This window comes from Blastomonas sp., from assembly GCF_030373265.1.
Classification (GTDB): Bacteria; Pseudomonadota; Alphaproteobacteria; order Sphingomonadales; family Sphingomonadaceae; genus Blastomonas.
The window spans coordinates 32481-53340 of the sequence record NZ_JAUCZC010000010.1; the positions used below are offsets into that span (position 1 = coordinate 32481).

The following is a 20860-nucleotide window of genomic DNA, read 5'->3' on the forward strand; positions in this document are numbered from 1 at the left end:
TCAGGGGAGAGGGCCGGGGAGAGGGGAATATGCTCTCGCCGGCCCAATGGTTCTCGCGGGGTGTTCCCCTCTCCCAACCCTCTCCCCTCAAGGGGAGAGGGCTAAGGGCTCAAAACGCCAGCGGGGCGTCGAGCTCCTTCACCTGCCACGGCAGGCCGTGCTGGTTGAGCATGTCCATGAACGGGTCGGGATCGAACTGCTCGATGTTGAACACGCCTTCGCCCTTCCATGCGCCGGTGAGGATCATCGCCGCGCCGATCATCGCCGGAACACCGGTGGTGTAGCTCACCGCCTGGTTGCCGGTTTCGGCATAGGCGTCCTCATGGTCGCAGATGTTGTACACATAGACGGTCTTGTCCTGCCCGTCCTTCACGCCCGTTGCGATGTCGCCGATATTGGTCTTGCCCTTGGTGGTCTCGCCCAGCGAGGCGGGTTCGGGCAGCACGGCTTTCAGGAACTGAAGCGGGATGATCTCGCGGCCTTCGTACATCACCGGATCGATCCGGGTCATGCCGACATTCTGCAGTACTTCCAAGTGCTTGAGATAGGCATCTCCGAACGTCATCCAGAAGCGGATGCGCTTGATCTCGGGATAATGCTTGGCCAGCGACTCCAGTTCCTCGTGGTACATGAGGTACATGTTCTTCTCGCCAACGGCCTCGAAATCGAAGACCTGCTTGTGGCTGAGCGCCGGGCCCTCGACCCACTGCCCATCGGCCCAGTGGCGCGAGGGAGCGGTCACTTCACGGATGTTGATCTCGGGATTGAAGTTGGTGGCGAAATGCTGGCCGTGGTCGCCGCCGTTGCAATCGAGGATGTCGAGCGTGTCGATCCGGTCGAGCAGGTGTTTCTTGATATAGCTGGCGAACACGCTGGTCACGCCGGGATCGAAGCCCGAGCCGAGCAGCGCCATCAGGCCGGCTTCCTTGAAGCGGTCATGATAGGCCCATTGCCAGCCATATTCGAACTTGGCCTCGTCGCGCGGTTCGTAATTGGCGGTGTCCATGTAGTGCACGCCTGTGCGCAGGCAGGCATCCATGATGTTGAGGTCCTGATAGGGCAGCGCCAAATTGCAGACCAAATCGGGCTTCACCTGCTCGATCAGCGCCGAGGTTGCATCGACGTCGTCGGCATCGACTTCCGCGGTGGCGATCGTCACGCCGGTACGCGCCTTGACCGATTCGGCGATCGCATCGCATTTGGTCACGCGACGGCTCGCCAGCGTGATCTCGCTGAAGATATCCGCGTTCATTGCCATCTTGTGTACTGCGACCGAACCCACGCCGCCTGCACCGATCACCAGAATCTTGCCCAAAGTTCGTTTTCCCTTATTGCTGGAATTGCTGTCAGCGGGTGCATATAGAGGCTCTGCATGACAGAACCAAGTGATCCCCTTCGCGCAGACCGCAAACCCAGCCGTGAAGGCATCGAGCGCGCCGCGAAGAAAATCTCCGCGATACTGCCTCCGACGCCGCTGATGCCCTTGAAGCATGACGGCATGACGTTGTGGTGCAAGGCCGAGTGCCTGCAGCCGATCGGTTCGTTCAAGATTCGCGGCGCATGGCATCGGCTGTCCGACCTGACCGAGGAAGAGCGCGCGCGCGGCGTGGTCGCTTTTTCGAGCGGAAACCACGCGCAGGGCGTCGCCTGGGCGGCCAAAAGGCTGGGGATCAAGGCGACCATCGTCATGCCCGCCGACGCACCGAGGCGCAAAATCGATTCGACCCGCGGCTATGGCGCCGAGATCATTACCTATGACCGCCGCAGCGAGGACCGCGTGGCCATTTCCAACCGTATCGCGGCGGAGACCGGTGCGGTCGTGGTGCCCAGCTTCGACGATCCCTGGATCATCGAAGGGCAGGGCAGCACCGGGCTCGAGGCGATGGTGCAGATCATTGCCCAGGCGGGCATTCACCCCCATCGCGTGGTGTCCTGTTGTGGTGGTGGTGGTCTCGCCGCCGGGATTGCGCTGGCCATGCCCGGCGCGAAAATTACCGTCGTCGAGCCCGATGGCTGGGACGACATGGGCGATTCTCTCAGGAGCCGGAAGATCGTACCGGTGGCCGCAGATGCGCCCGATACCGTGTGCGATGCGTTGCTCACGCCGCGCGTCTCACCACTGACATTCGAGATTTTGAAGGAGCGCAAGGCCGATGCGGTTAGCGTCTCCGACGAGGAAGTGTTCCGCGCGATGCGCCACGCGCATGAGCGGTTGCGGCTGGTGCTCGAGCCAGGCGGCGCGGTGGCGTTGGCAGCGGTGCTGGCGGGCAAGGTCGAGGTCGATGACCGCACCTTGATCATCCTGTCGGGCGGGAACGTCGATCCGGCGCTGTTTTCCAAAGCGCTTGCATCGTGAGCGACCGGTGACGCCAGCCAGCGACAGCCGCAGGGCCGACCTGCAATCGGCCTTGATCCGCGTGGCCCAGCAAGACCGCGAGGCATTGCGCACCGTCTACGCCATGACGTCCGCGAAACTGCACGGCGTTTGCTTGCGTATCTGCACCGACAGGGGCGCGGCGGAGGACGTATTGCAGAACGTGTATCTCAAGGTGTGGCAGCGTGCCGGGTCATTCGATCCGGCCAAGGCGAGCGCGATCGCCTGGCTGTGCGCCATTGCACGCAACGCGGCGATCGACTGGCGTAGAAGCCAGCGCTATGAAGACCCGCTGCCTGTTGATCTTGCCGAAACCCTGGTCGACGATGCTGCCGACCCCTCGGCAGAGCTTGCCCAGTCCGGCGAGCGTGCGCAAATTTTCGCATGCCTCGACGAGCTCGAACCAGCGCGCGCGGCGGCGATCAAGGCAGGGTTTTATCAGGGTCTCAGCTACCCTGAGATCGCCGAAGCCATGGAAAAGCCGGTGGGGACAGTGAAGAGCTGGATCCGCCGCGGCCTGATGCAGTTGAAGGAGTGCCTGTCGCGTGAGCAGTGATGCCATGCCTGAACGGTCCGCGATGGCGGCCGAATTGGCTCTGGGCCTGCTGGAAGGCACGGAGCGCGCGTCCGCGCTCCGGCTGATGCTGTCCGACCCGGGCTTTGCAGCCGAGGTCGAAGGCTGGCGCGCGCGTCTCGCGCCCTTGTATGACGGTTTCGCAGACATCGCACCGGCGGATGGACTGATGGCGCGGATCGATGCGGCGATCGATGCCGAGGCAGCGGTTGCTCCCATGGCCTCACTGGGTTCGCCCGCAGCCCAGGGGCGCTGGAAAATGGCGACCTTTGCCGCCTCGGCTGTTGCCGCGATGCTGGCGCTGGCGCTGGTCTGGCCGTCTCCAAAGGACAAAGGTCCGGCCTCGCAGGCCAATGCGGATGTCGCGGTCGCGCAGCTGACCGGGCCGATCGACGGTTTGCTGCTGACGGCACGCTACGACAGCAGCACGGCGGAAATGCTGGTGCGGGTCGAGGGGATGCCGGTCACCGAGACCGAGCCCGAACTTTGGATCGTCCCCGCCGACGGGCAACCTCGGCGTCTGGGACGGCTGCTGCGGGGCGGTGTCACGCGCATCGCTGTTCCGGAAGGACACCGCCAGTTCATCGATCCGGTCAGCGAACTGATCCTGACGATGGAGCCCAAAGTCCTGCCCGATCCGGACAAGCCCAGCGCGCCCACGGTGGCCCAGGGCCGGTTGCAGCGAATTTAGTCGACCCCGCAAGCTATCGTCGCAAAATCGTCGCCAGATCGTCACACCCGCGCACGGGGGGGGTGACGCTTATGCGCTATTGTCGGACAAAAGCGGGATTCCCGCGTCCGCGGGAATGACGACGAGGGAGCGTACGCGGCAGGGTGTTTTGCGATGTCTTGGGTCGTACAACGCCACCCCATCCCACATAAATCAACCCGTGCGCATCCGGCTTGCAATCCTCTCCGTAGCTGCCCCCGTATCCCGCTTCCCCGGCGGATACGGAACAACCCATGGAGATTCTCCTTATGCTGAAAACTCTTGCCCCAAGCTTTCTCGCCGCAACCGCGGCTGCGACGCTCGCTTTCGCAGGCCCTGCACTTGCCAACCACCACAAGGGCTCCGACCATTCGATGGTCGGCGGCGCAGCGATGTATCCGGCCAAGACGATTGTCGAGAACGCCAGCGCAGCGCCCAACCTCACGACCTTGGTCGCAGCCGTCAAGGCTGCCGGCCTGGTTGACACGCTGGCCTCGCCCGGCCCGTTCACCGTATTCGCTCCGACCGATGCCGCGTTCGCCAAGCTGCCCGCCGGCACTGTCGACACGCTGGTGAAGCCTGAGAGCAAGGCAACGCTGACCTCGATCCTCACCTATCATGTCGTCGCCGGCAAGGTGACTGCAGCCGACGTCGTGGCTCTGATCGAGCAGGGCGGTGGCAAGGCCATGATCAAGACCGTGCAGGGCGGAACGCTTACCGCCTCGCTGCAGGGCAAGAATGTCGTCCTGACCGACGCCAAGGGCGGCAAGTCGATCGTAACCCAGACCGATGTCATGCAGAGCAACGGTGTGGTGCATGTGATCGACACCGTGGTGATGCCGGGTTAACCCCTTAGCCCAGAGCGCACCACAGGCCCGCCGGTCCCCCCAGACCGGCGGGCCTCTTCGTGTCTGGGGCATAGCTCTTGTGGCAGGGCTAATGTGACGGGGGTATGTGACAGGCGGAGTCGCCAATCCGTCATGCGCGGGTCACCAATCCGCCGTAGCGCGCTCGTCCAGAGGTTCAACCACTGAGCAAGGGGAGCAGGCGACATGGCCGGCACGATGCGCAACACCAAGATCGCAGAAGCGGTCACCCAATCCGCGACGACGACCAAACAGGGCCTGTTCGAGCGTGCCTTCGCATTCGCGTTCAAAGGGCTGGTTTATGCCCAGATATGGGAAGACCCCGTGGTCGATATGGAGGCGCTGGACATCCAGCCCGACAGCCGGATCATCACCATTGCCTCGGGCGGGTGCAACGTTCTGTCCTATCTCGTGGCAGACCCCGCGCAGATCATCGCGGTCGATCTCAACACCGCGCACATCGCGTTGAACAAGCTCAAGGTCGCGGCAGCCCAGCATCTGCCCGATCACATGCATTTCCACCGCTTTTTCGGGCAGGCCGACAGCAAGCAGAATCTGCGCGCCTACAAGGAGCATATCCGTCCGCATCTCGATGAAACCAGCCGCAGCTATTGGGAGGGCCGCGATCTCGCCGGGCGCAGGCGGATCGGCGGGTTCAGCAGCGGGGTGTACAAGCGCGGTCTGCTCGGCGGCTTCATCGGCACCGCGCATCTGCTCGCGCGGTTGTACAAGATCGACCTCAGGATGATGCTCACCGCTTCGACGCTGGAAGAACAGCGCGCGATCTTCGAACAGCACCTGGCACCGGTGTTCGACAAGAAGTTCGTCCGCTGGCTGACCGACCAGCCGCCCGCGTTGTTCGGTCTGGGTATCCCCCCTGCGCAATTCGAGGCGCTGGCGGGCGACGAAAAGATGGCAGATGTGCTCCGCAAGCGTCTGGAAAAGCTAGCGTGCGACTTTGAAATCCGCGACAACTACTTCGCCTGGCAGGCATTCGGTCGGGGATATGGCAAAGCGGTGGACTCGTCGCTGCCGCCCTATCTCCAGGCTGACAATTACGACCTTATCCGCGCCCGCGCAGGCCGTGTCCAGGTCGAGCACGCCAACTTCGTCGAGCGGCTGCAGGCCAGCGCCGACGCCAGCCTCGATCGCTATGTGCTGCTCGACGCGCAGGATTGGATGAACGACCAGCAACTCACGCTGCTCTGGAGCGAGATCACCCGCACCGCACGGCCTGGTGCCCGCGTATTGTTCCGCACCGCCGCCGCGCCCAGCCTACTGCCCGGGCGCGTCCCCGACGATCTGCTCGGCCGCTGGGACTACCGCGCCGAAGACTCGCTCGGCTTCACCGCGCGCGACCGGTCATCGATCTATGGCGGGGTCCATCTGTATGTCCTCAAGTAACGCCAGCATGCCGACCCCCGACCATGCCGACAGCATGGATGCGATCTACCGCACCCAACGGCATATCTATGATCTGACGCGCAAATATTATCTGTTGGGGCGTGATCGCCTCATCGCCGACCTTGCACCGCCACCAGGAGGATTGGTGCTGGAGATGGGCTGCGGCACCGCGCGCAACCTCATCGTGGCCGCGCGTCGCTATCCGCATGCGCGGTTTCTGGGGTTCGACATTTCCGAGGCAATGCTCGAAAACGCGCGGACATCGATCAGACGCGCGGGGCTGGAAGAGAGGATTGGGCTGACCAGGGGGGATGCCACCAGCTTCTCGCCCAAGCGCCTGTTTGGTCTGGACCGGGTGGATCGGGTGTTCTGCTCGTACACGCTGTCGATGATCCCCGGCTGGGAACAGGCGCTTGCGGCAGGAGCCGATGCGCTCGCCCCGGGCGGCAGGTTGCATCTGGTCGACTTCGGCGACCAGAATGGTCTGCCGGATTGGTTTGCGCGCGGGCTGCATGGCTGGCTGGATCGTTTTCATGTCAGTCCGCGGGCCGACCTCGAAGCCGTCGCCCGACATGTCGCGCATCGGCGCGGACTGCTGATCGAGCACCGCAACCTGTATCGCGGCTATGCGCAGTATGCCGTGATTGGGGGCTAAAAGCGTTTCATACACCCGTCATTCCCGCGAACGCGGGAATCCCGCTTTGCGATCTTTACCAAGAAAGCGGGACCGCCGCCTTCGCGGGCATGACGGGTGCTAGGTGATGAAAGCCTTCAGCGTCTGCACAGTGTCCGCCTCAGCCGCAGGCTTGTCGCGGCGCAACCGCGAGATGCGCGGAAAGCGCATCGCGATGCCCGATTTGTGCCGCTTGGACTCGTGGATTGAATCGAACGCCACCTCGAGCACCAGCGACTTTTCGACCTCCCGTACCGGGCCGAAGCGATTGAGCGTGTTCTGGCGAACAAACTTGTCGAGCCATTTGAGCTCGGTGTCCGAGAAGCCCGAATAGGCCTTGCCTACCGGGACAAGCTCGCCGTCTTCGGTCCAGCAGCCGAAGGTGTAGTCCGAGTAAAACGACGAGCGCTTGCCGCTGCCGCGTTGGGCGTACATCATCACGCAATCGGCGCTCAGCGGATCGCGCTTCCATTTGTACCACAGGCCGACGCGGCGTCCGGGCACATAGAGGCTGTCGCGGCGCTTGAGCATCACCCCTTCGATCGCGGCATCGCGCGCGCCGTCACGGATCCGGCCGAGTTCGTCGAAATCCTGCGCGGCGATGATCTGCGACAGATCGAACCGGTCGGCGGGCAAAGCCGCCATTCGCTGTTCGAGCCGTTCGCGCCGCACGCTCCACGGCATCAGCCGCAGGTCCTCGGTCCCGTCGATCAGCAGATCGTACAGCCGCACGAACGCCGGCGCTTCGGCGAGCATTTTGGCCGAGACCGTCTTGCGTCCCAGCCGCTGCTGCAGCGCGTTGAAGCTCGCCGCCTCGCCCATCTGCACCGCGCCGCGGACCAGCAGTTCTCCGTCAAACACGCCCTCGACCGGCATGTGCGCCGCGATATCGGGGAAGGCCGCGCTGATGTCGTCGCCGCCGCGGCTGAACAGCCGGGTATCGTTGCCGACCCGGACGATCTGGATGCGGATGCCGTCCCATTTCCATTCGGCGGCATAGTCGGCAAGATCGACCGTGCCGTCCTCGAGCGGATGCGCCAGCATGAACGGGCGGAAATAGGGCGTGCCTTCGGGGTCGGGACGCGGGCCGCCTTCGCCCCAGGCGAACAGGCTGGCATAAGGCGGCGAGAGCGCGTGCCAGACCTCCTCAACCGCATCGACATCCAGCCCGAAGCCTTGCGCGAACGCGGTCTTGGCGAGCCGCGCCGAAATCCCGACCCGCATCGCCCCGGTCGCCAGCTTGATCAGCGCGTAGCGACCATCGCTGTCGAGCCGATCCATATATTCGCCAAGCAGCGCGGGCGCGCGCGCACGGCTGACACCGGCAAAGGCATCGACCGCATCGGCGAGCCGCAGATCGTTGGCGGGCGGCGCCATTTCTGGCCAGATCAACGCGACGGTCTCCGCGGTATCGCCGACGAAATCGCGACTGAGGCGAAACAGCTCGGGATCGACCCGCTCCATCGCCATCGAGCGAACGGCAGCGGATTTGACCGCCGCAAAGTCGGCTTCCCCGGTCAGCGCGGCCAGCGCCCAGCCGCGATCGGGGTCGGGCGTTGCGCGCAGATAATCGGCGATCAGCGCCACCTTGGCGTTGCGCGATCGGGTGTACCCCAGTTGGGTGACGAGCGATGCAAAGGCCCGCATCAGGCCTCCTCCTCTTCTTCCTCACGGCCGACCATGGCGAGCGCGCGCGCCTTGACCTGGTGGAGTTCGCACCATCGCAGCAGTGCCTCTTCGCGGCCGTGCGTGATCCAGACTTCTTTGGGCGCAACCTCGCGGATGGTGGTGGTCAGCTCGTCCCAATCGGCGTGGTCGGATATGATCAGCGGCAGTTCGACCCCGCGCTGCTGCGCGCGCGCGCGGACCCGCATCCAGCCCGACGCCATCGCGGTGATCGGGTCGGGCAGGCGGCGGCTCCAGCGGTCGGCCAGTGCCGAGGGCGGGGCAAGGATGATCGCGCCACGCAGATCATCCTTGTCGGTGCCCGCAACCGGCAGCAGCGGCCCCATATCGACGCCGTGATCGGCATAGAGCGCACACATCTTCTCGAGCGCGCCGTGCAAATAGATCGGCTCATGATAGCACAGTTCGCGGAGCTCGGTGATCACCCGCTGCGCCTTGCCCAGCGCATAGGCCCCCACCAGCACGCAGCGATCCGGGTGCGCGGCGCGCATGCCAAGCAGCTTGCCAATTTCGTCCGAAGTCGGTGGGTGACGGAACACCGGAAGGCCGAAGGTGGCCTCGGTGATGAAGATGTCGCACGGCACCACTTCGAAGGGTGCGCAGCTCGGATCGGGCCGCCGCTTGAAATCGCCGGTGACGACGACGGTCTCGCCCTGATACTCCATCCGGATCTGCGCCGATCCCAGCACATGGCCGGCCGGGTGGAACGAGACCTTGACCCCGTTCAGATCGAGCGTGGTGCCATAGTCCACCGCGTTCTCGCCCGGATACCGGCCATAGCGCAGGTTGATGATGGCCAGCGTCTCGGGCGTCGCCCACACCGCCTCGTGTCCGCCGCGGGCGTGATCGGCATGGCCATGGGTGACGAGCGCGCGCGCAACCGGGCGCGAAGGGTCGATCCAGGCATTGGCTGGGCGGACGAAGATGCCATGGGGATGGGGTTCGATCCAGTGGGGGGCGCTGCTCATCCTCCAACATATGGAGTGCTGGCACGGCAGCTTCAATCTTTGGCGGAGGCCTTAAAATCGAAGCTGATCGCGACCGGGCCGGCGATCTCCGCAGTGCTGGCGAAATCGCCCTGGCCGACCCCGAAGCGGGTGCGGTCGATCGTCGCGGTTCCGCGTGCGCGCGCGGTGTTGCCGGTGATCGTCAGCGTGAAAGCGAGCGGCGCCGGCCTGCTCGTCCCGCGCAGCGTCAGCGTACCGTCGGCGCGGTATCTGTCCCCGCCCAAAGCCTTGAAGCTGGTCGCGCGATACGTGGCGGTGGCGAAGCGCGAGGTATCGAAAAAGTCGCCGCCGGTGAGTGTGCCGTCGCGCTGGCTGTCGCCGGTATCGACCGAGGCGAGATTGATGGTCACGTCGACTTCGGAGGTCTCGAGCGCATCGGGTGCAAACAGGATCGTCGACGACCATGTACCGAAGCTGCCATTGACCGGCTCTCCATTCCATTGCGCGGTAAAGCTCAGCCTGCCGCCGGGGGTCTGAGACCATTTGCGCGGTTCGCTCGCCTTGTCGGTCTCAGCGGCCTCGTCGAGTGCTGGCGCTTCGGCTGCGGGCTCTTCGGCTGCGGGCTCCTCCTCAGCGAGGGGTTCGGAAACCGGCGCCGTGGCGGCCACCGGGTCGGCGTCGGCCGGTGCTCGAGCTTCAGTGGCGGCTTGCGCGCCCTTGGGATCAGCGATCTTGCCAAGCGCCATGCCACCGAGGATGATCGCAGCGGCCAGTCCGACCGCGCCGACCGCCTTGCCGCGTCCGCCCGGAAGCATCCGCGCCAGGATTGGCGTGCCGAGCAGATACTGGTGCCGCAGCGCGCCGGCGACATGCAGGACGAACAGCGCGATGCCAACCTTGGGCAGGATCTCGTGGATTTCTTCGGCGGGCTCGCCCAGCCATTGCGGGGCCGGCAGGTTCGGCCAGGGGAGCGACCCGAACAGCAGCGTATCGACCTTAATGTCCGAGGTGGAGACCAGGATCCAGCCGGTCAGCGGCGCGCCGATCATGACGACGTAAAAGCCGAAATGCACTAGGCCCGACAATGTCATCGCCCATTGCGGACCCGGCACAGGGGCGGGGCGGGGTGCCACCACGCGCCATCCCACCCGAAGCAGGCTGAGCAGCAGGATGGTGATGCCGACAGACTTGTGAAGCTGGAACCGCGCAAACAGATCGGGACCGCGCGGCCCTTCGAGCGAATCGGCAAAGACGATCTGAAATGCCAGCGCCGCCGCGATCAGCCAGTGGAGAACGATCGCCCCAAGGCTGTAGCGGGCTGGTGCCATCCGGTCAGGCGGCTTTGCGCAGTTCGAGCCGGTCCCAGATTTCGACCAGAGCCGATGTCAGGTCGCGCATCATCGCTTCGTCATGGCTGGGTCCGGGCGTGAACCGCAGCCGCTCGGTGCCGCGGGGCACGGTCGGGAAATTGATCGGCTGAACATACACGCCGTATTCGGCGAGCAGCATGTCGCTGATCCGCTTGGCCTTGACCGGGTCACCCACCATCAGCGGTACGATGTGCGTGGTGGTGTCCATCACCGGAAGGCCGGCTTCGGCAAACAGCTGCTTGAGCATCGCCGCAGCCGCCTGCTGGCCGTCGCGCTCCTCGCTCGACTGCTTGAGGTGCTTCACGCTGGCGAGCGCGCCTGCAACCAGCACCGGCGACAGCGAGGTGGTGAAGATGAAGCCCGGGGCATAGCTGCGGATCACGTCGATGATCCGCTGGTCGGCGGCGATATAGCCGCCCATCACGCCGAATGCCTTGCCCAGCGTGCCTTCGATGATCGTCAGCCGGTCTGCAGCCTCGTCGCGCTCGGAAATGCCGCCGCCGCGCTTGCCGTACATGCCCACCGCGTGGACCTCGTCGAGATAGGTCAGCGCGTTGTACTTGTCGGCCAGATCGCAGATCGCGTGGATCGGGGCGACGTCGCCGTCCATCGAATAGACGCTCTCGAACGCAATCAATTTGGGCGCATCGGGGTCTTCGGCAGCGAGCAGCTCTTCGAGATGCTCGACATCGTTGTGCCGGAACACGCGCTTTTCGCAGCCCGAATTGCGGATTCCCGCGATCATCGAGGCGTGGTTCAATTCGTCGGAAAAGATGATGCAGCCCGGCAGGATCCGCGCCAGCGTCGAAAGCGTGGCGTCGTTCGAGACATAGCCCGAGGTGAACAGAAGCGCGCCCTGCTTGCCGTGAAGATCGGAAAGTTCGTGCTCGAGCTCGACGTGGTAATGCGTGTTGCCGCCGATGTTGCGGGTGCCGCCCGAGCCAGCGCCGACATTGTGCAGCGCCTCTTCCATCGCCTCGATGACCTTGGGGTGCTGGCCCATCGTCAGATAATCGTTGGAGCACCACACGGTGATCGGCTTGGGGCCGTTATGGCCGTGAAAGCAGCGCGCATTGGGGTAGGCGCCCTTGTTGCGCAGGATGTCGATGAACACCCGGTAACGCCCCTCGGCGTGCAGCCGGTCAATCGCGGCATCAAAAATCTGGTCGTAATTCACGCGGCCACCTTAGTCCTGATGAATGTGTTCCCAAGCCGTTGCGCTGCGGTAATGCGACTAAGCCCCACGCATCTGCTGGCGCTGTAATAGCAATTAAATCCCGTATTTCCAGCGATAACGGCTCGCAACTGCCGGGTTGCGGGCCATAACCGGGTGGACAAATTGTCCCACCCGCCCCGCCGTGGCAGCGATCTGCGCGATGCGTCAACGCTCGGCAGGGCCTAGGCCAACGTCCGATCGGCAGCCAACTGAAATTGCTCCTTGCTGTGATCGATGCGTTCGATCACCAAGCGATCACAGCGTTTCGAAGTTCGAAAAGCCACGCGCCTGCAACGCCGGCATATAGGGCACGACATCGCTTGCCGGGCCGGTCGCGACGAACCTGAGGCCGTTGCCGACAAAGGTCTGTCCCCGGGTCAGATAGGCGATCCGTCGCGCGATTCCCTCGGCGCCGTGGACGAAGGTTACCGCGCGACCAAAGGCGCGAGCGAGTTCCTCCTGCACCAGCGGAAAGTGGGTGCAGGCGAGAACCACCGTATCGATCTTTACCGCGCGCTCCTGGCTGACCAGCCCGGCGACGGCGCGGTCGAAGATCGCAGGGTCGGGCACCTCGCCGCGCAGCTTCTGCTCTGCGGCCAGGACCAGTTCGGGCGCGCCGAAGCGCAGGATGACCGCATCGCTGGCAAATTCGTGCGCTAGGTTGGTGACATAGGGCTGGCGCACGGTCGCTTCGGTTCCCAGCACGCCGATGACGCGGCTTTGCGACCGTTCGGACGCAGGCTTGATCGCGGGCACAGTGCCGACGATGGGCAGATCGAGCGCGGCGCGCACCTGGGGCAGGGCGATGGTCGACGCGGTGTTGCAGGCGATGGTGATCAGCCGCGGACGATAGCGCTCGACCAGCCGCCCGAGCAGCGCAGGCACCCGCGCGGCGATCTCCGCCTCGCTCTTGGCGCCATAAGGCAGCCCGGCAAAATCGGCGGCATAGACAATCGGCGCATCGGGTAGCAGCGTCCGCGCCGCATCGAGCACGGTCAGCCCACCGACACCGGAATCGAAAAACAGCAGGGGGGCATCGGCGGGGATCGCCGCTGAGGCGGATGAAGAATGCGACATCGTCCCCGCTTAGCATCGCTGCCTGAGCGATCAACCGTGCTTGCCAAAATCGCCGTGTTGCCTATGCACGCGACTATGGCTTTCCAGGGAATAGCGAGGGAATGGCAGCGATGAACGATCTGGCTGGAATCGCGGTTGCGAGCCTCGGTGGTCTTATGCTGATGGGCTATCTGCTGGGGTCGATCCCGTTCGGCATCATCCTCACCCGGCTGGCCGGCGCAGGCGATCTGCGGACGATCGGATCGGGCAATATCGGCGCCACCAACGTGCTGCGCACCGGGCGCAAGGGGCTGGCCGCGGCCACATTGCTGTTCGATCTGGGCAAGGGGGCTGCGGCGATCGCGATCGCCGAGGCACTGGCTCCCGGAAGCGGGCCGATTGCCGGGCTGGGCGCGTTTTTCGGGCATTTGTATCCGATCTGGCTCAAGTTCAACGGCGGCAAGGGGGTTGCGACCTTGCTTGGCATCGCGATTGCGCTTTACTGGCCGCTGGGCATCGTCTTTGCCGGGGTGTGGCTGGCGGTGGCGTTTGCCACGCGGTTCTCATCGCTCGGCGGCATCATGGCGGCAGCGGCGATGCCGGTGGCGGCATGGTGGTTTGGACGGGAGCAGGCTCTATGGGTGTTCATGGTCATGCTGGGATTCGTGCTGTGGAAGCACCGGAGCAACATCCAGCGGCTGGTCGCAGGCACCGAGCCGAAGATCGGCAAGTCCTCCGCCGCCTGAGGTTCACCATACTGGGCCATGCCGGTGCTTGATGCAGAGCATCTCGCGCGCATCCGGTTGCTGCGGACCGATCGCATAGGCCCGGTCAGCTTTGCCCAGCTTATGGCCCGCTTCGGCGCTGCTACGGTCGCGATCGAGGCGCTGCCAGATCTGGTCCAGCGGGCAGGGGGCCGCGCGATCCGGATCGCGACGCCCGCGCAGGTCACCGCCGAAGTCGCCCGCGTGGAGGCGGCTGGGGCGCGCTACCTTTTCGCCGATGATGGCGATTACCCCGCCTTGCTGGGGCATATCGACAACGCCCCGCCGGTTCTGACCATCCGCGGCGACCACGCACTGCTGCGGCGGCCTGCGATCGCAATGGTCGGCGCGCGCAATGCATCTGCCGCCGCGTGCCGCTTTGCCCGGCAGATCGCAGGCGAACTCGCCGAGGCGGGCTATCTCGTGGTCTCGGGGCTGGCGCGCGGGATCGATACCTCCGCGCACGAAGGCGCGATGCGGATCGCAGGTGGCGGACTGGCCAGCACCGCTGGCGTGATCGCATCGGGGATCGACATCAGCTACCCGCCCGAGAATCGCGATCTTCAGACCGAGATGGGCGAGCGGGCGCTGGTCATTGCCGAACAGCCGCCGGGGACCGAACCGCTGGCGCGGCATTTCCCCTATCGCAACCGCATCATCGCCGGAATGGCGCTGGGCACTCTGGTGGTCGAGGCGGCACCCAAATCGGGCTCGCTGATCACCGCGCGGCTGGCGGCCGAGGCGGGGCGCGACGTCATGGCGATTCCCGGTTCACCGCTCGATTCGCGCTCGCGCGGCTGCAACGAGCTGATCCGCAGCGGAGCGACGCTGGTGCAAAGCGTGGGCGATATCCTTGAACTGATCGAACCTTTTGCTGGCGCGCAGGTCCAGAAGGTGGCGGCGCCTGCGCTGCGCTATGCCGCGGCAGTGCCGGTTGCCGAGCCCGACGACCACGCCCGCGCTGCGCTGGTCAGCCTGCTCAGCGTAGCGCCGGTGGGGATCGACGAGCTGGTGCGCCAATCGGGGATCGAAAGCGGCGCGGTGCAGATGATCCTGCTCGACCTGGAACTGGCCGGGCTGATCGAGCGGCACGCGGCGGGCCGGGTATCGCTCATCTGACGTGTCACTGATCTGACCCCGTTTATCGCCTATGGACGCCCTTGACGAATGCGGATAACCGGCCCCAGCTTATACGCACACGCGAGAGCTTTCAGAAAGTCCAATCAATGCAACTGGTTATCGTCGAGTCGCCGGCCAAGGCCAAGACCATCGAAAAATACCTTGGCTCCGATTATCGGGTGCTGGCCTCGTACGGTCATATCCGCGACCTCGCCCCCAAGGATGGCTCGGTCGATCCCGACAATGATTTCGACATGGTCTGGGAGGCGTATGCCGACAAGACGCGGCAGTTGAAGGCGATCACCGACGAGGCCAAGAAGGCCGACCGACTGATCCTCGCGACCGACCCTGACCGCGAGGGCGAGGCGATCAGTTGGCATGTTCTGGAAGTGCTGACCAAGCGCAAGGTGCTGCCAAAGGAGGTCGAGCGCGTCACCTTCAACGCGATCACCAAGAAAGCGGTGACCGAGGCGATGGCCGCGCCGCGCCAGCTCGATACCGATCTGATCGATGCCTATCGTGCGCGCCGCGCGCTCGATTATCTGGTGGGCTTCACGCTCTCGCCGGTGCTGTGGCGCAAGCTGCCCGGTGCCAAGTCGGCAGGCCGCGTGCAGTCAGTCGCGCTCAGGCTGATCGTCGAGCGCGAGCGCGAGATCGAGGCGTTTACCGCGCAGGAATATTGGTCGGTGACTGCGCAGATGGAGCAGGGGGGCCAGCCCTTCACCGCGCGGCTTGTCAGGCTCGAGGGCGAAAAGCTCGACAAACTGTCGCTGGGTAATGCTGGTGCTGCCGACGCCGCCAAGGCCAAGGTCGAGGCTGGGCATTTCGTGGTCGAGACGGTCGAGACCAAGCCCTTGAAGCGCAACCCGCCGCCGCCGTTCACCACCTCGACGCTGCAGCAGGAGGCCGCGCGCAAGCTCGGCTTCTCGGCCAGCCACACGATGCGGATCGCGCAGTCGCTCTACGAGGACGGCGCGATCACCTATATGCGGACCGACGGGGTGCAGATGGACCCCGGTGCGATCCAGGAAGCGCGCAAGGCGATTTCGGACCGCTATTCGGGGCATTACCTCCCCGAGACCCCGCGCCAGTACCAGACCAAGGCCAAGAACGCGCAGGAAGCGCATGAAGCGATCCGGCCCACCGACTTCAGCCGCGACAAGGCCGGATCGGGCGATCATGCCCGGCTCTATGACCTGGTGTTCAAGCGCGCGCTCGCCAGCCAGATGGCGACCGCTTTGCTCGAGCGCACCGTGGTCGAACTGGTCGATGGTACCGGCCGCACCGCGCTGCGCGCCAACGGTCAGGTCGTGAAGTTCCCCGGCTTTCTCGCGCTCTACGAGGAAGGGCTCGACGACAGCGACAGCGAAGACGGCGGCCTGTTGCCGATCATGTCGAAGGGTGACAGCCCGGCGAAGAAGTCGGTCGATGCGGTCCAGCATTTCACCCAGCCGCCGCCGCGCTTTTCCGAAGCGTCGCTGGTCAAGCGCTTGGAAGAGCTGGGCATCGGCCGCCCGTCGACCTATGCCTCGATCATCCAGGTGCTGAAAGATCGCAGCTATGTGAAGGTCGAGAAAAACCGTTTCTTTGCAGAGGAATCGGGGCGATTGCTCACGGGCTTTCTCGAGCGGTTCTTCGAACGCTATGTCGCCTATGACTTCACCGCCGGGCTCGAGGACCAGCTCGATGACGTCAGCGGCGGGCGCGCCGAATGGCGCGCGGTGCTCGAGGCGTTCTGGCGCGACTTCAAGCCCAAGACCGCCGAGGTCATGGAGCAGAAGCCCTCTGAGATCACCGCCGAGCTCGACATCTTCCTCGAGCCGTATCTGTTTCCCAAACAGGCCGATGGCGGCGATCCGCGGCTGTGCCCGAAGTGTGGCGAGGGTCGCCTCGCGCTGCGCGGCGGCAAGTTCGGCGCGTTTGTGGCGTGCTCGAACTATCCCGAGTGCAAATACACCCGCCGGTTCGCGCAAGGCGGCGGCGAGGGCGATGGCGCCGACACGGGCCCCGAGGAACTGGGCAACGATCCTGTGACCGGCGAACCCGTCACCAAGCGCTCGGGCCGGTTTGGCCCTTATGTCCAGCTTGGCGAAGGCAAGGAAGCCAAGCGCTCGTCGATCCCCAAGGACGTTCCGGGCGAAGACTTCGGGCTCGAATGGGCGCTCAAGCTGCTCTCGCTGCCGCGCGAGATCGGTGTGCATCCTGAAACCGGCAACGTCATCACCGCGAGCATCGGCCGTTATGGCCCGTACCTGTCGCACAACGGCAAATACGCCAAGCTTTCGGGCACGATGGAGGTGTTCGAGACGGGTATGAACGCAGCCGTGGTCAAGCTCGCCGAGGCGCTCGCCAACCCGGGCCGCTCACGCAGCGCGCCCGAACCGCTCAAGGTGCTGGGCAAGAACCCCGCGACCGACACCGACGTCAAAGTTATGGAAGGCCGCTACGGGGCTTACGTCACCGACGGCAGCGTCAATGCGACGATCCCCAAGGACGTGAACAAGGACGAGCTGACGCTTGACGTCGCGCTGCAACTGATCGCCGAACGCGCGGCCAAGGCGCCTGCCAAGAAGGGCAAGAAGCCAGCGGCGAAGAAGGCCGCGCCGAAGAAAGCGGCGGCGAAGAAGGACGCTCCGGCCAAGAAGCCTGCTGCGAAAAAGGCTCCCGCAAAGAAGCCGGCTGCGAAGAAGCCAGCAAAGACAGAAGCCTGACGCAACCCTCTCCCCTCCCGCTTGCGGGAGGGGTGGCTGAGCCGAAGGCGAAGACGGGGTGGGCCTGTAACGTTGCGAACTCCCGGCCCACCCCGGTCTGGCAAGCCAGACCTGCCCCTCCCGCAAGCGGGAAGGGAGAGGACTGGTCGCTTCGTGCTGGCCTTACAGATCGTCATTAACAGCAACAGCGCCCCTTGCTAAACATCCGGCATGGCGGGGCAATCGATCTATTTTCACGGCATTCCCGGAGGTCCAGGCGAGTTGACGCTGTTTGGCGAAGGCTTGGACACTGGGCACGGCGACGTGCACGTGGTTGACCGCTCAAACGCAAAAGATTGGGCCGACGCCGACCGATACTTGCAGCACCTTGCAGATGCGATCCGAACACAATTTCCCGACCAGCCATTGCGCCTGATAGGCTTCTCGCTGGGGGCGAGTGCGGCGCTGCGCACGGCGCCCTATCTGGGATTGCAGGTCACCGGAATTGACCTGATCTCTGCTGCGGCACCGCTGACGCTGGGCGATTATCTGGGTGGCATGGCAGGCGCGCCGGTGTTCAAACTGGCGAGGTCGTGGCCGACGTTGTTTGCAGGAATCGTGCGTCTTCAGTCGATCGCGGCTCGGCTTGCCTCGGGCAAGCTTTACGATGCGCTGTTTGCCTCGGCGCAGGGTGCTGATTTGGCGCTTAGCAAAGATCCTGCGTTCAAGGCAGCGATGCTGTCGATCCTGCAGCATTCGCTCGGGGCGGGGCTATCGACCTACCGCCGCGAGATCGCGCTCTATGTCGAGGACTGGGAGGATGAACTGGGCCGCGTCACGCCGCCCGTCACACTCTATCACGGGACTGCTGACAACTGGTCACCGGTCGCAATGGCGCAGGACCTTGCCGGTCGGCTGCCCAATGTCGCGGCCGTCCACCTGCTCGACGACCTTGCGCATTATTCGACATTGCGCGAATATTGGCGGCTTTACTTCACCCAACCCAGCCCAATCGTTTCATAAATCTCGCGGTCCTCGTCCCAGCCTTCCTGCACCTTGACGTGCAGATAGAGGTGGACCTCGACGCCGAGCACCTTGGCGAGCTCGGTGCGGGCCTTCTCGCCGATTTCCTTGATCCGCGATCCGCCCTTGCCGAGCACGATCGCGCGCTGGGTGTCGCGGGCGACGAGGATCTGCTGGTGGATCTCGACCGAGCCGTCCTTGCGGGTGACGTATTTTTCAGGGACCACCGCGCTGGCATAGGGCAGTTCCGCGTGGAGCTGGTTGAAGAGCTGCTCGCGGGTGATCTCGGTCGCGAGGATGCGCTCGCTGGCGTCGGAAACCTGGTCTTCGGGGAAGTGCCACGCGCCCTCGGGCATCGCATCGGCGAGAAACGCCTTGAGCTCGGGGACGCCGTCGCCGGTCTGCGCGCTGACGAAGAACACTTCATCGAACTGGCCCGCGGCGTGCAGCTTCTGCGCCTGGATCAGCAATTTGTCCTTGGCGGCGATATCGACCTTGTTGAGCACCAGGATCTTGCGCTCTTTCCGGGTGGCGAGCTGCTCGACCAACGTCGTCAGCCGATCGTTGAGCTTGGCCTTGGCATCGACGACGAGTGCGATCACGTCCGCACCGTCCGAGCCTTCCCACGCGGCGCTGACCATCGCGCGGTCGAAGCGGCGGTTGGGGTCGAAGATGCCGGGCGTGTCGACCAGCATCAGCTGAGTGTTGCCGGCGATCGCGATGCCGAGCAGCCGGACGCGCGTGGTCTGTGCCTTGGGGCTGGTGATCGCGACCTTCTGGCCGACAAGCTGGTTAACCAAGGTAGACTTGCCGGCATTGGGTGCGCCGATGACGGCGACGAGGCCGCAGCGGGTTGAAATAGGGGTATCGGTCATGTGTTGTGCTCCGCCAGAAACTGCCGTGCGGCATGCGTTTCGGCTTCCTGTTTGCTGGTCCCGGTCGCCTCTGCGGCGCCCAGTCCCTTGATTTCGACCCGCACGGTGAAGCGCAGATCATGGTCGGGCCCGGACTTGCCGAGCATGGTGTAGGTCGGCGTCTTGCGGTTGCGCGCAGCGGCCCATTCCTGAAGTTCGGACTTGGGGTGCCGCGGCGCTTCGGCAATGTCGCTGATGCGCTCGGCCCAGTGCCGTTCGATGAAGCTGCGTGCGCTGGCCAGACCGCCGTCCAGATACAGCGCGCCGATCAGCGCTTCGACGACATCGCCCAATATGTTGGTGCTGCCTGCGCCGCCATCGTCGCGCGCCTGCTTGCCCAGCCGGATCAGCGCGCCAAGGTTGCAGGCGCGGGCGATATCCGCGCAGCTTTCACGCGAGACCAGCCGGTTGAGAAACGCGGACATTTGCCCTTCGGCGGCCTTGGGGAAGCGGGCATAGAGAAGGTCTGCCATGACCATGCCGAGCACCCGGTCACCCAGAAACTCCAGCCGCTGATAGTCCGGCGTCTGACCGGTGCTGCCATGGGTCAGCGCCTGCACGAACAGGGCGGGGTTGCTCGGCGCGTGGTCGATGATCGGCGCCAGCGCCGACAGATCGACGGGATTGCTCAAAAGCCTTCCCCGATACGGTCCCAGCGCGCGGCAGTGAACCAGGTCCATGGCAGGAACCAGCTCGCCGAGCCATCGGTGGAGAACACCGTCACCAGCGCGCGACCAACCAGGTGATCCTGCGGCACGATGCCGATGCCCTGGCCTTCGACCGCAGGGAAGCGGCTGTCGAGGCTGTTGTCGCGGTTGTCGCCCATCAGGAACATATGCCCTTCAGGCACGACGATCGCTTCGGTGGTGTCACGCGGCGCATCGATCAGGTCGAGCACATAATAGGATTTGCCACCGGGCAGCGTCTCGCGAAAGCGCGGATAGCTGCACACCGCGGCGCCTTCGCTGCCGGGCACCTCGAAGCTGCGGTCGTAGCAGCGGGTGTTGGGCGACACCGGGATCACGAAATCGGCGACCCGCCGCCGTTGCACGGCCTTGCCGTTCAGCCATACGGTGCCGTCGCGCATTTCGATGGTGTCGCCGGGCAGGCCGATGACGCGCTTGATATAGTCGGCGCCAGCTGTCGGCGGTGCCTTGAACACGACGACATCGCCGCGCTCGGGCTGGCTCGCCAGGACCCGTCCGGGAATGATCGGCAGGTTGAACGGCATCGAGTAGCGCGAATAGCCATAGGACCATTTCGACACGAGCAGATAGTCGCCCACGACCAGCCGCGGCTGCATCGATTCCGACGGGATATTGAACGGGGAAATGATGAAGCTGCGCAAGATAAAGAAGAAAATCGCCAGCTTGACCAGAAACTGCAGAAAATCCGCCGTTTCAGACTTGGCTTTCGGGGCGTTTGCGACGGTTTCGGTCATTTTCTCCCTTTGCGGATGACCCTATGCCCCGTCA

At 64.6% G+C, this 20860-nt stretch carries 19 protein-coding genes; 10 read left to right on the forward strand and 9 right to left on the reverse strand.

All coding sequences use genetic code 11. The features are described from left to right. Nucleotides 1-109 precede the first annotated feature (109 nt). A complete protein-coding gene (locus QUV11_RS07870) occupies nt 110-1315 on the reverse strand; it encodes a saccharopine dehydrogenase family protein (RefSeq protein ID WP_300881422.1) in 1206 nt (401 codons plus the stop codon). Between the two features lie 57 nt (nt 1316-1372). Here QUV11_RS07870 and QUV11_RS07875 point away from each other — a divergent pair, with 57 nt between their 5' ends. From QUV11_RS07875 to QUV11_RS07900, 6 genes are all read left to right on the forward strand, one after another. Beyond that, nucleotides 1373-2356, forward strand: a complete 984-nt coding sequence (locus QUV11_RS07875) for a threonine/serine dehydratase (RefSeq protein WP_300881423.1) — start codon at nt 1373-1375, stop codon at nt 2354-2356. Between the two features lie 7 nt (nt 2357-2363). Then, a complete protein-coding gene (locus QUV11_RS07880; RefSeq protein WP_300881424.1) occupies nt 2364-2930 on the forward strand; it encodes a sigma-70 family RNA polymerase sigma factor in 567 nt (188 codons plus the stop codon). A 4-nt stretch (nt 2931-2934) separates the two neighbouring features. After that, on the forward strand, nt 2935-3639 hold the full coding sequence (locus QUV11_RS07885; protein WP_300881425.1) for an anti-sigma factor: 705 nt from the start codon (nt 2935-2937) through the stop codon (nt 3637-3639). 287 nt (nt 3640-3926) lie between these two features. Further along, on the forward strand, nt 3927-4505 hold the full coding sequence (locus tag QUV11_RS07890; protein ID WP_300881426.1) for a fasciclin domain-containing protein: 579 nt from the start codon (nt 3927-3929) through the stop codon (nt 4503-4505). 204 nt (nt 4506-4709) lie between these two features. Further along, nucleotides 4710-5927, forward strand: coding sequence for a DUF3419 family protein (locus tag QUV11_RS07895; protein ID WP_300881427.1), 1218 nt, complete (start codon nt 4710-4712; stop codon nt 5925-5927). Nucleotides 5928-5934: 7 nt separating this feature from the next. Then, a complete protein-coding gene (locus QUV11_RS07900) occupies nt 5935-6582 on the forward strand; it encodes a class I SAM-dependent methyltransferase (RefSeq protein WP_300881428.1) in 648 nt (215 codons plus the stop codon). A 99-nt stretch (nt 6583-6681) separates the two neighbouring features. On the opposite strand, the gene QUV11_RS07905 is transcribed toward QUV11_RS07900, so the two are convergent. From QUV11_RS07905 to murI, 5 genes are all read right to left on the reverse strand, one after another. Further along, complete coding sequence (locus QUV11_RS07905) at nt 6682-8247, reverse strand: cisplatin damage response ATP-dependent DNA ligase (protein WP_300881429.1); 1566 nt, start codon at nt 8245-8247, stop codon at nt 6682-6684. Beyond that, nucleotides 8247-9254: a ligase-associated DNA damage response exonuclease gene (locus tag QUV11_RS07910; protein WP_300881430.1), complete on the reverse strand. Its 1008-nt coding sequence runs from the start codon at nt 9252-9254 to the stop codon at nt 8247-8249. Before QUV11_RS07910 ends, QUV11_RS07905 begins: the two co-directional genes overlap by 1 nt. 32 nt (nt 9255-9286) lie before the next feature. Next, nucleotides 9287-10561, reverse strand: a complete 1275-nt coding sequence (locus QUV11_RS07915) for a YceI family protein (protein WP_300881431.1) — start codon at nt 10559-10561, stop codon at nt 9287-9289. Nucleotides 10562-10565: 4 nt separating this feature from the next. Continuing rightward, nucleotides 10566-11780, reverse strand: coding sequence for a 5-aminolevulinate synthase (gene hemA / locus QUV11_RS07920; RefSeq protein WP_300881432.1), 1215 nt, complete (start codon nt 11778-11780; stop codon nt 10566-10568). Between the two features lie 294 nt (nt 11781-12074). Further along, nucleotides 12075-12896 carry a glutamate racemase gene (gene murI / locus QUV11_RS07925; protein ID WP_300881433.1) on the reverse strand — a complete coding sequence of 274 codons (822 nt, stop codon included), beginning with the start codon at nt 12894-12896 and terminating at the stop codon, nt 12075-12077. A 110-nt stretch (nt 12897-13006) separates the two neighbouring features. Between murI and plsY the strand changes: the two genes are divergently transcribed. The 4 genes from plsY (at nt 13007) to QUV11_RS07945 (ending at nt 18471) form a co-directional block, all read left to right on the forward strand. Then, on the forward strand, nt 13007-13621 hold the full coding sequence (plsY, locus tag QUV11_RS07930) for a glycerol-3-phosphate 1-O-acyltransferase PlsY (protein WP_300881434.1): 615 nt from the start codon (nt 13007-13009) through the stop codon (nt 13619-13621). A gap of 18 nt (nt 13622-13639) precedes the next feature. Next, entirely contained in the window at nt 13640-14758 is a 1119-nt protein-coding gene (dprA, locus tag QUV11_RS07935) for a DNA-processing protein DprA (protein ID WP_300881435.1), read from the forward strand. Nucleotides 14759-14865: 107 nt separating this feature from the next. After that, a complete protein-coding gene (gene topA, locus QUV11_RS07940; protein ID WP_300881436.1) occupies nt 14866-17469 on the forward strand; it encodes a type I DNA topoisomerase in 2604 nt (867 codons plus the stop codon). A gap of 210 nt (nt 17470-17679) precedes the next feature. Then, on the forward strand, nt 17680-18471 hold the full coding sequence (locus QUV11_RS07945; protein WP_300881437.1) for an alpha/beta hydrolase: 792 nt from the start codon (nt 17680-17682) through the stop codon (nt 18469-18471). Here QUV11_RS07945 and era read toward each other — a convergent pair. Genes era through lepB form a run of 3 tightly spaced genes read right to left on the reverse strand, consistent with a single transcriptional unit; the run spans nt 18438 to nt 20826 of the window. Then, nucleotides 18438-19346, reverse strand: a complete 909-nt coding sequence (era, locus tag QUV11_RS07950) for a GTPase Era (RefSeq protein WP_300881438.1) — start codon at nt 19344-19346, stop codon at nt 18438-18440. The two genes, QUV11_RS07945 and era, sit on opposite strands and share 34 nt — an antisense overlap. After that, nucleotides 19343-20065 (reverse strand): ribonuclease III, encoded by a 723-nt coding sequence (gene rnc, locus QUV11_RS07955; protein WP_300881439.1) that lies wholly within the window; start codon nt 20063-20065, stop codon nt 19343-19345. The genes era and rnc overlap by 4 nt, the downstream gene beginning before the upstream one ends. Next, nucleotides 20014-20826 (reverse strand): signal peptidase I, encoded by an 813-nt coding sequence (gene lepB, locus QUV11_RS07960; RefSeq protein ID WP_300881440.1) that lies wholly within the window; start codon nt 20824-20826, stop codon nt 20014-20016. The genes rnc and lepB overlap by 52 nt, the downstream gene beginning before the upstream one ends. Nucleotides 20827-20860: the final 34 nt, after the last annotated feature.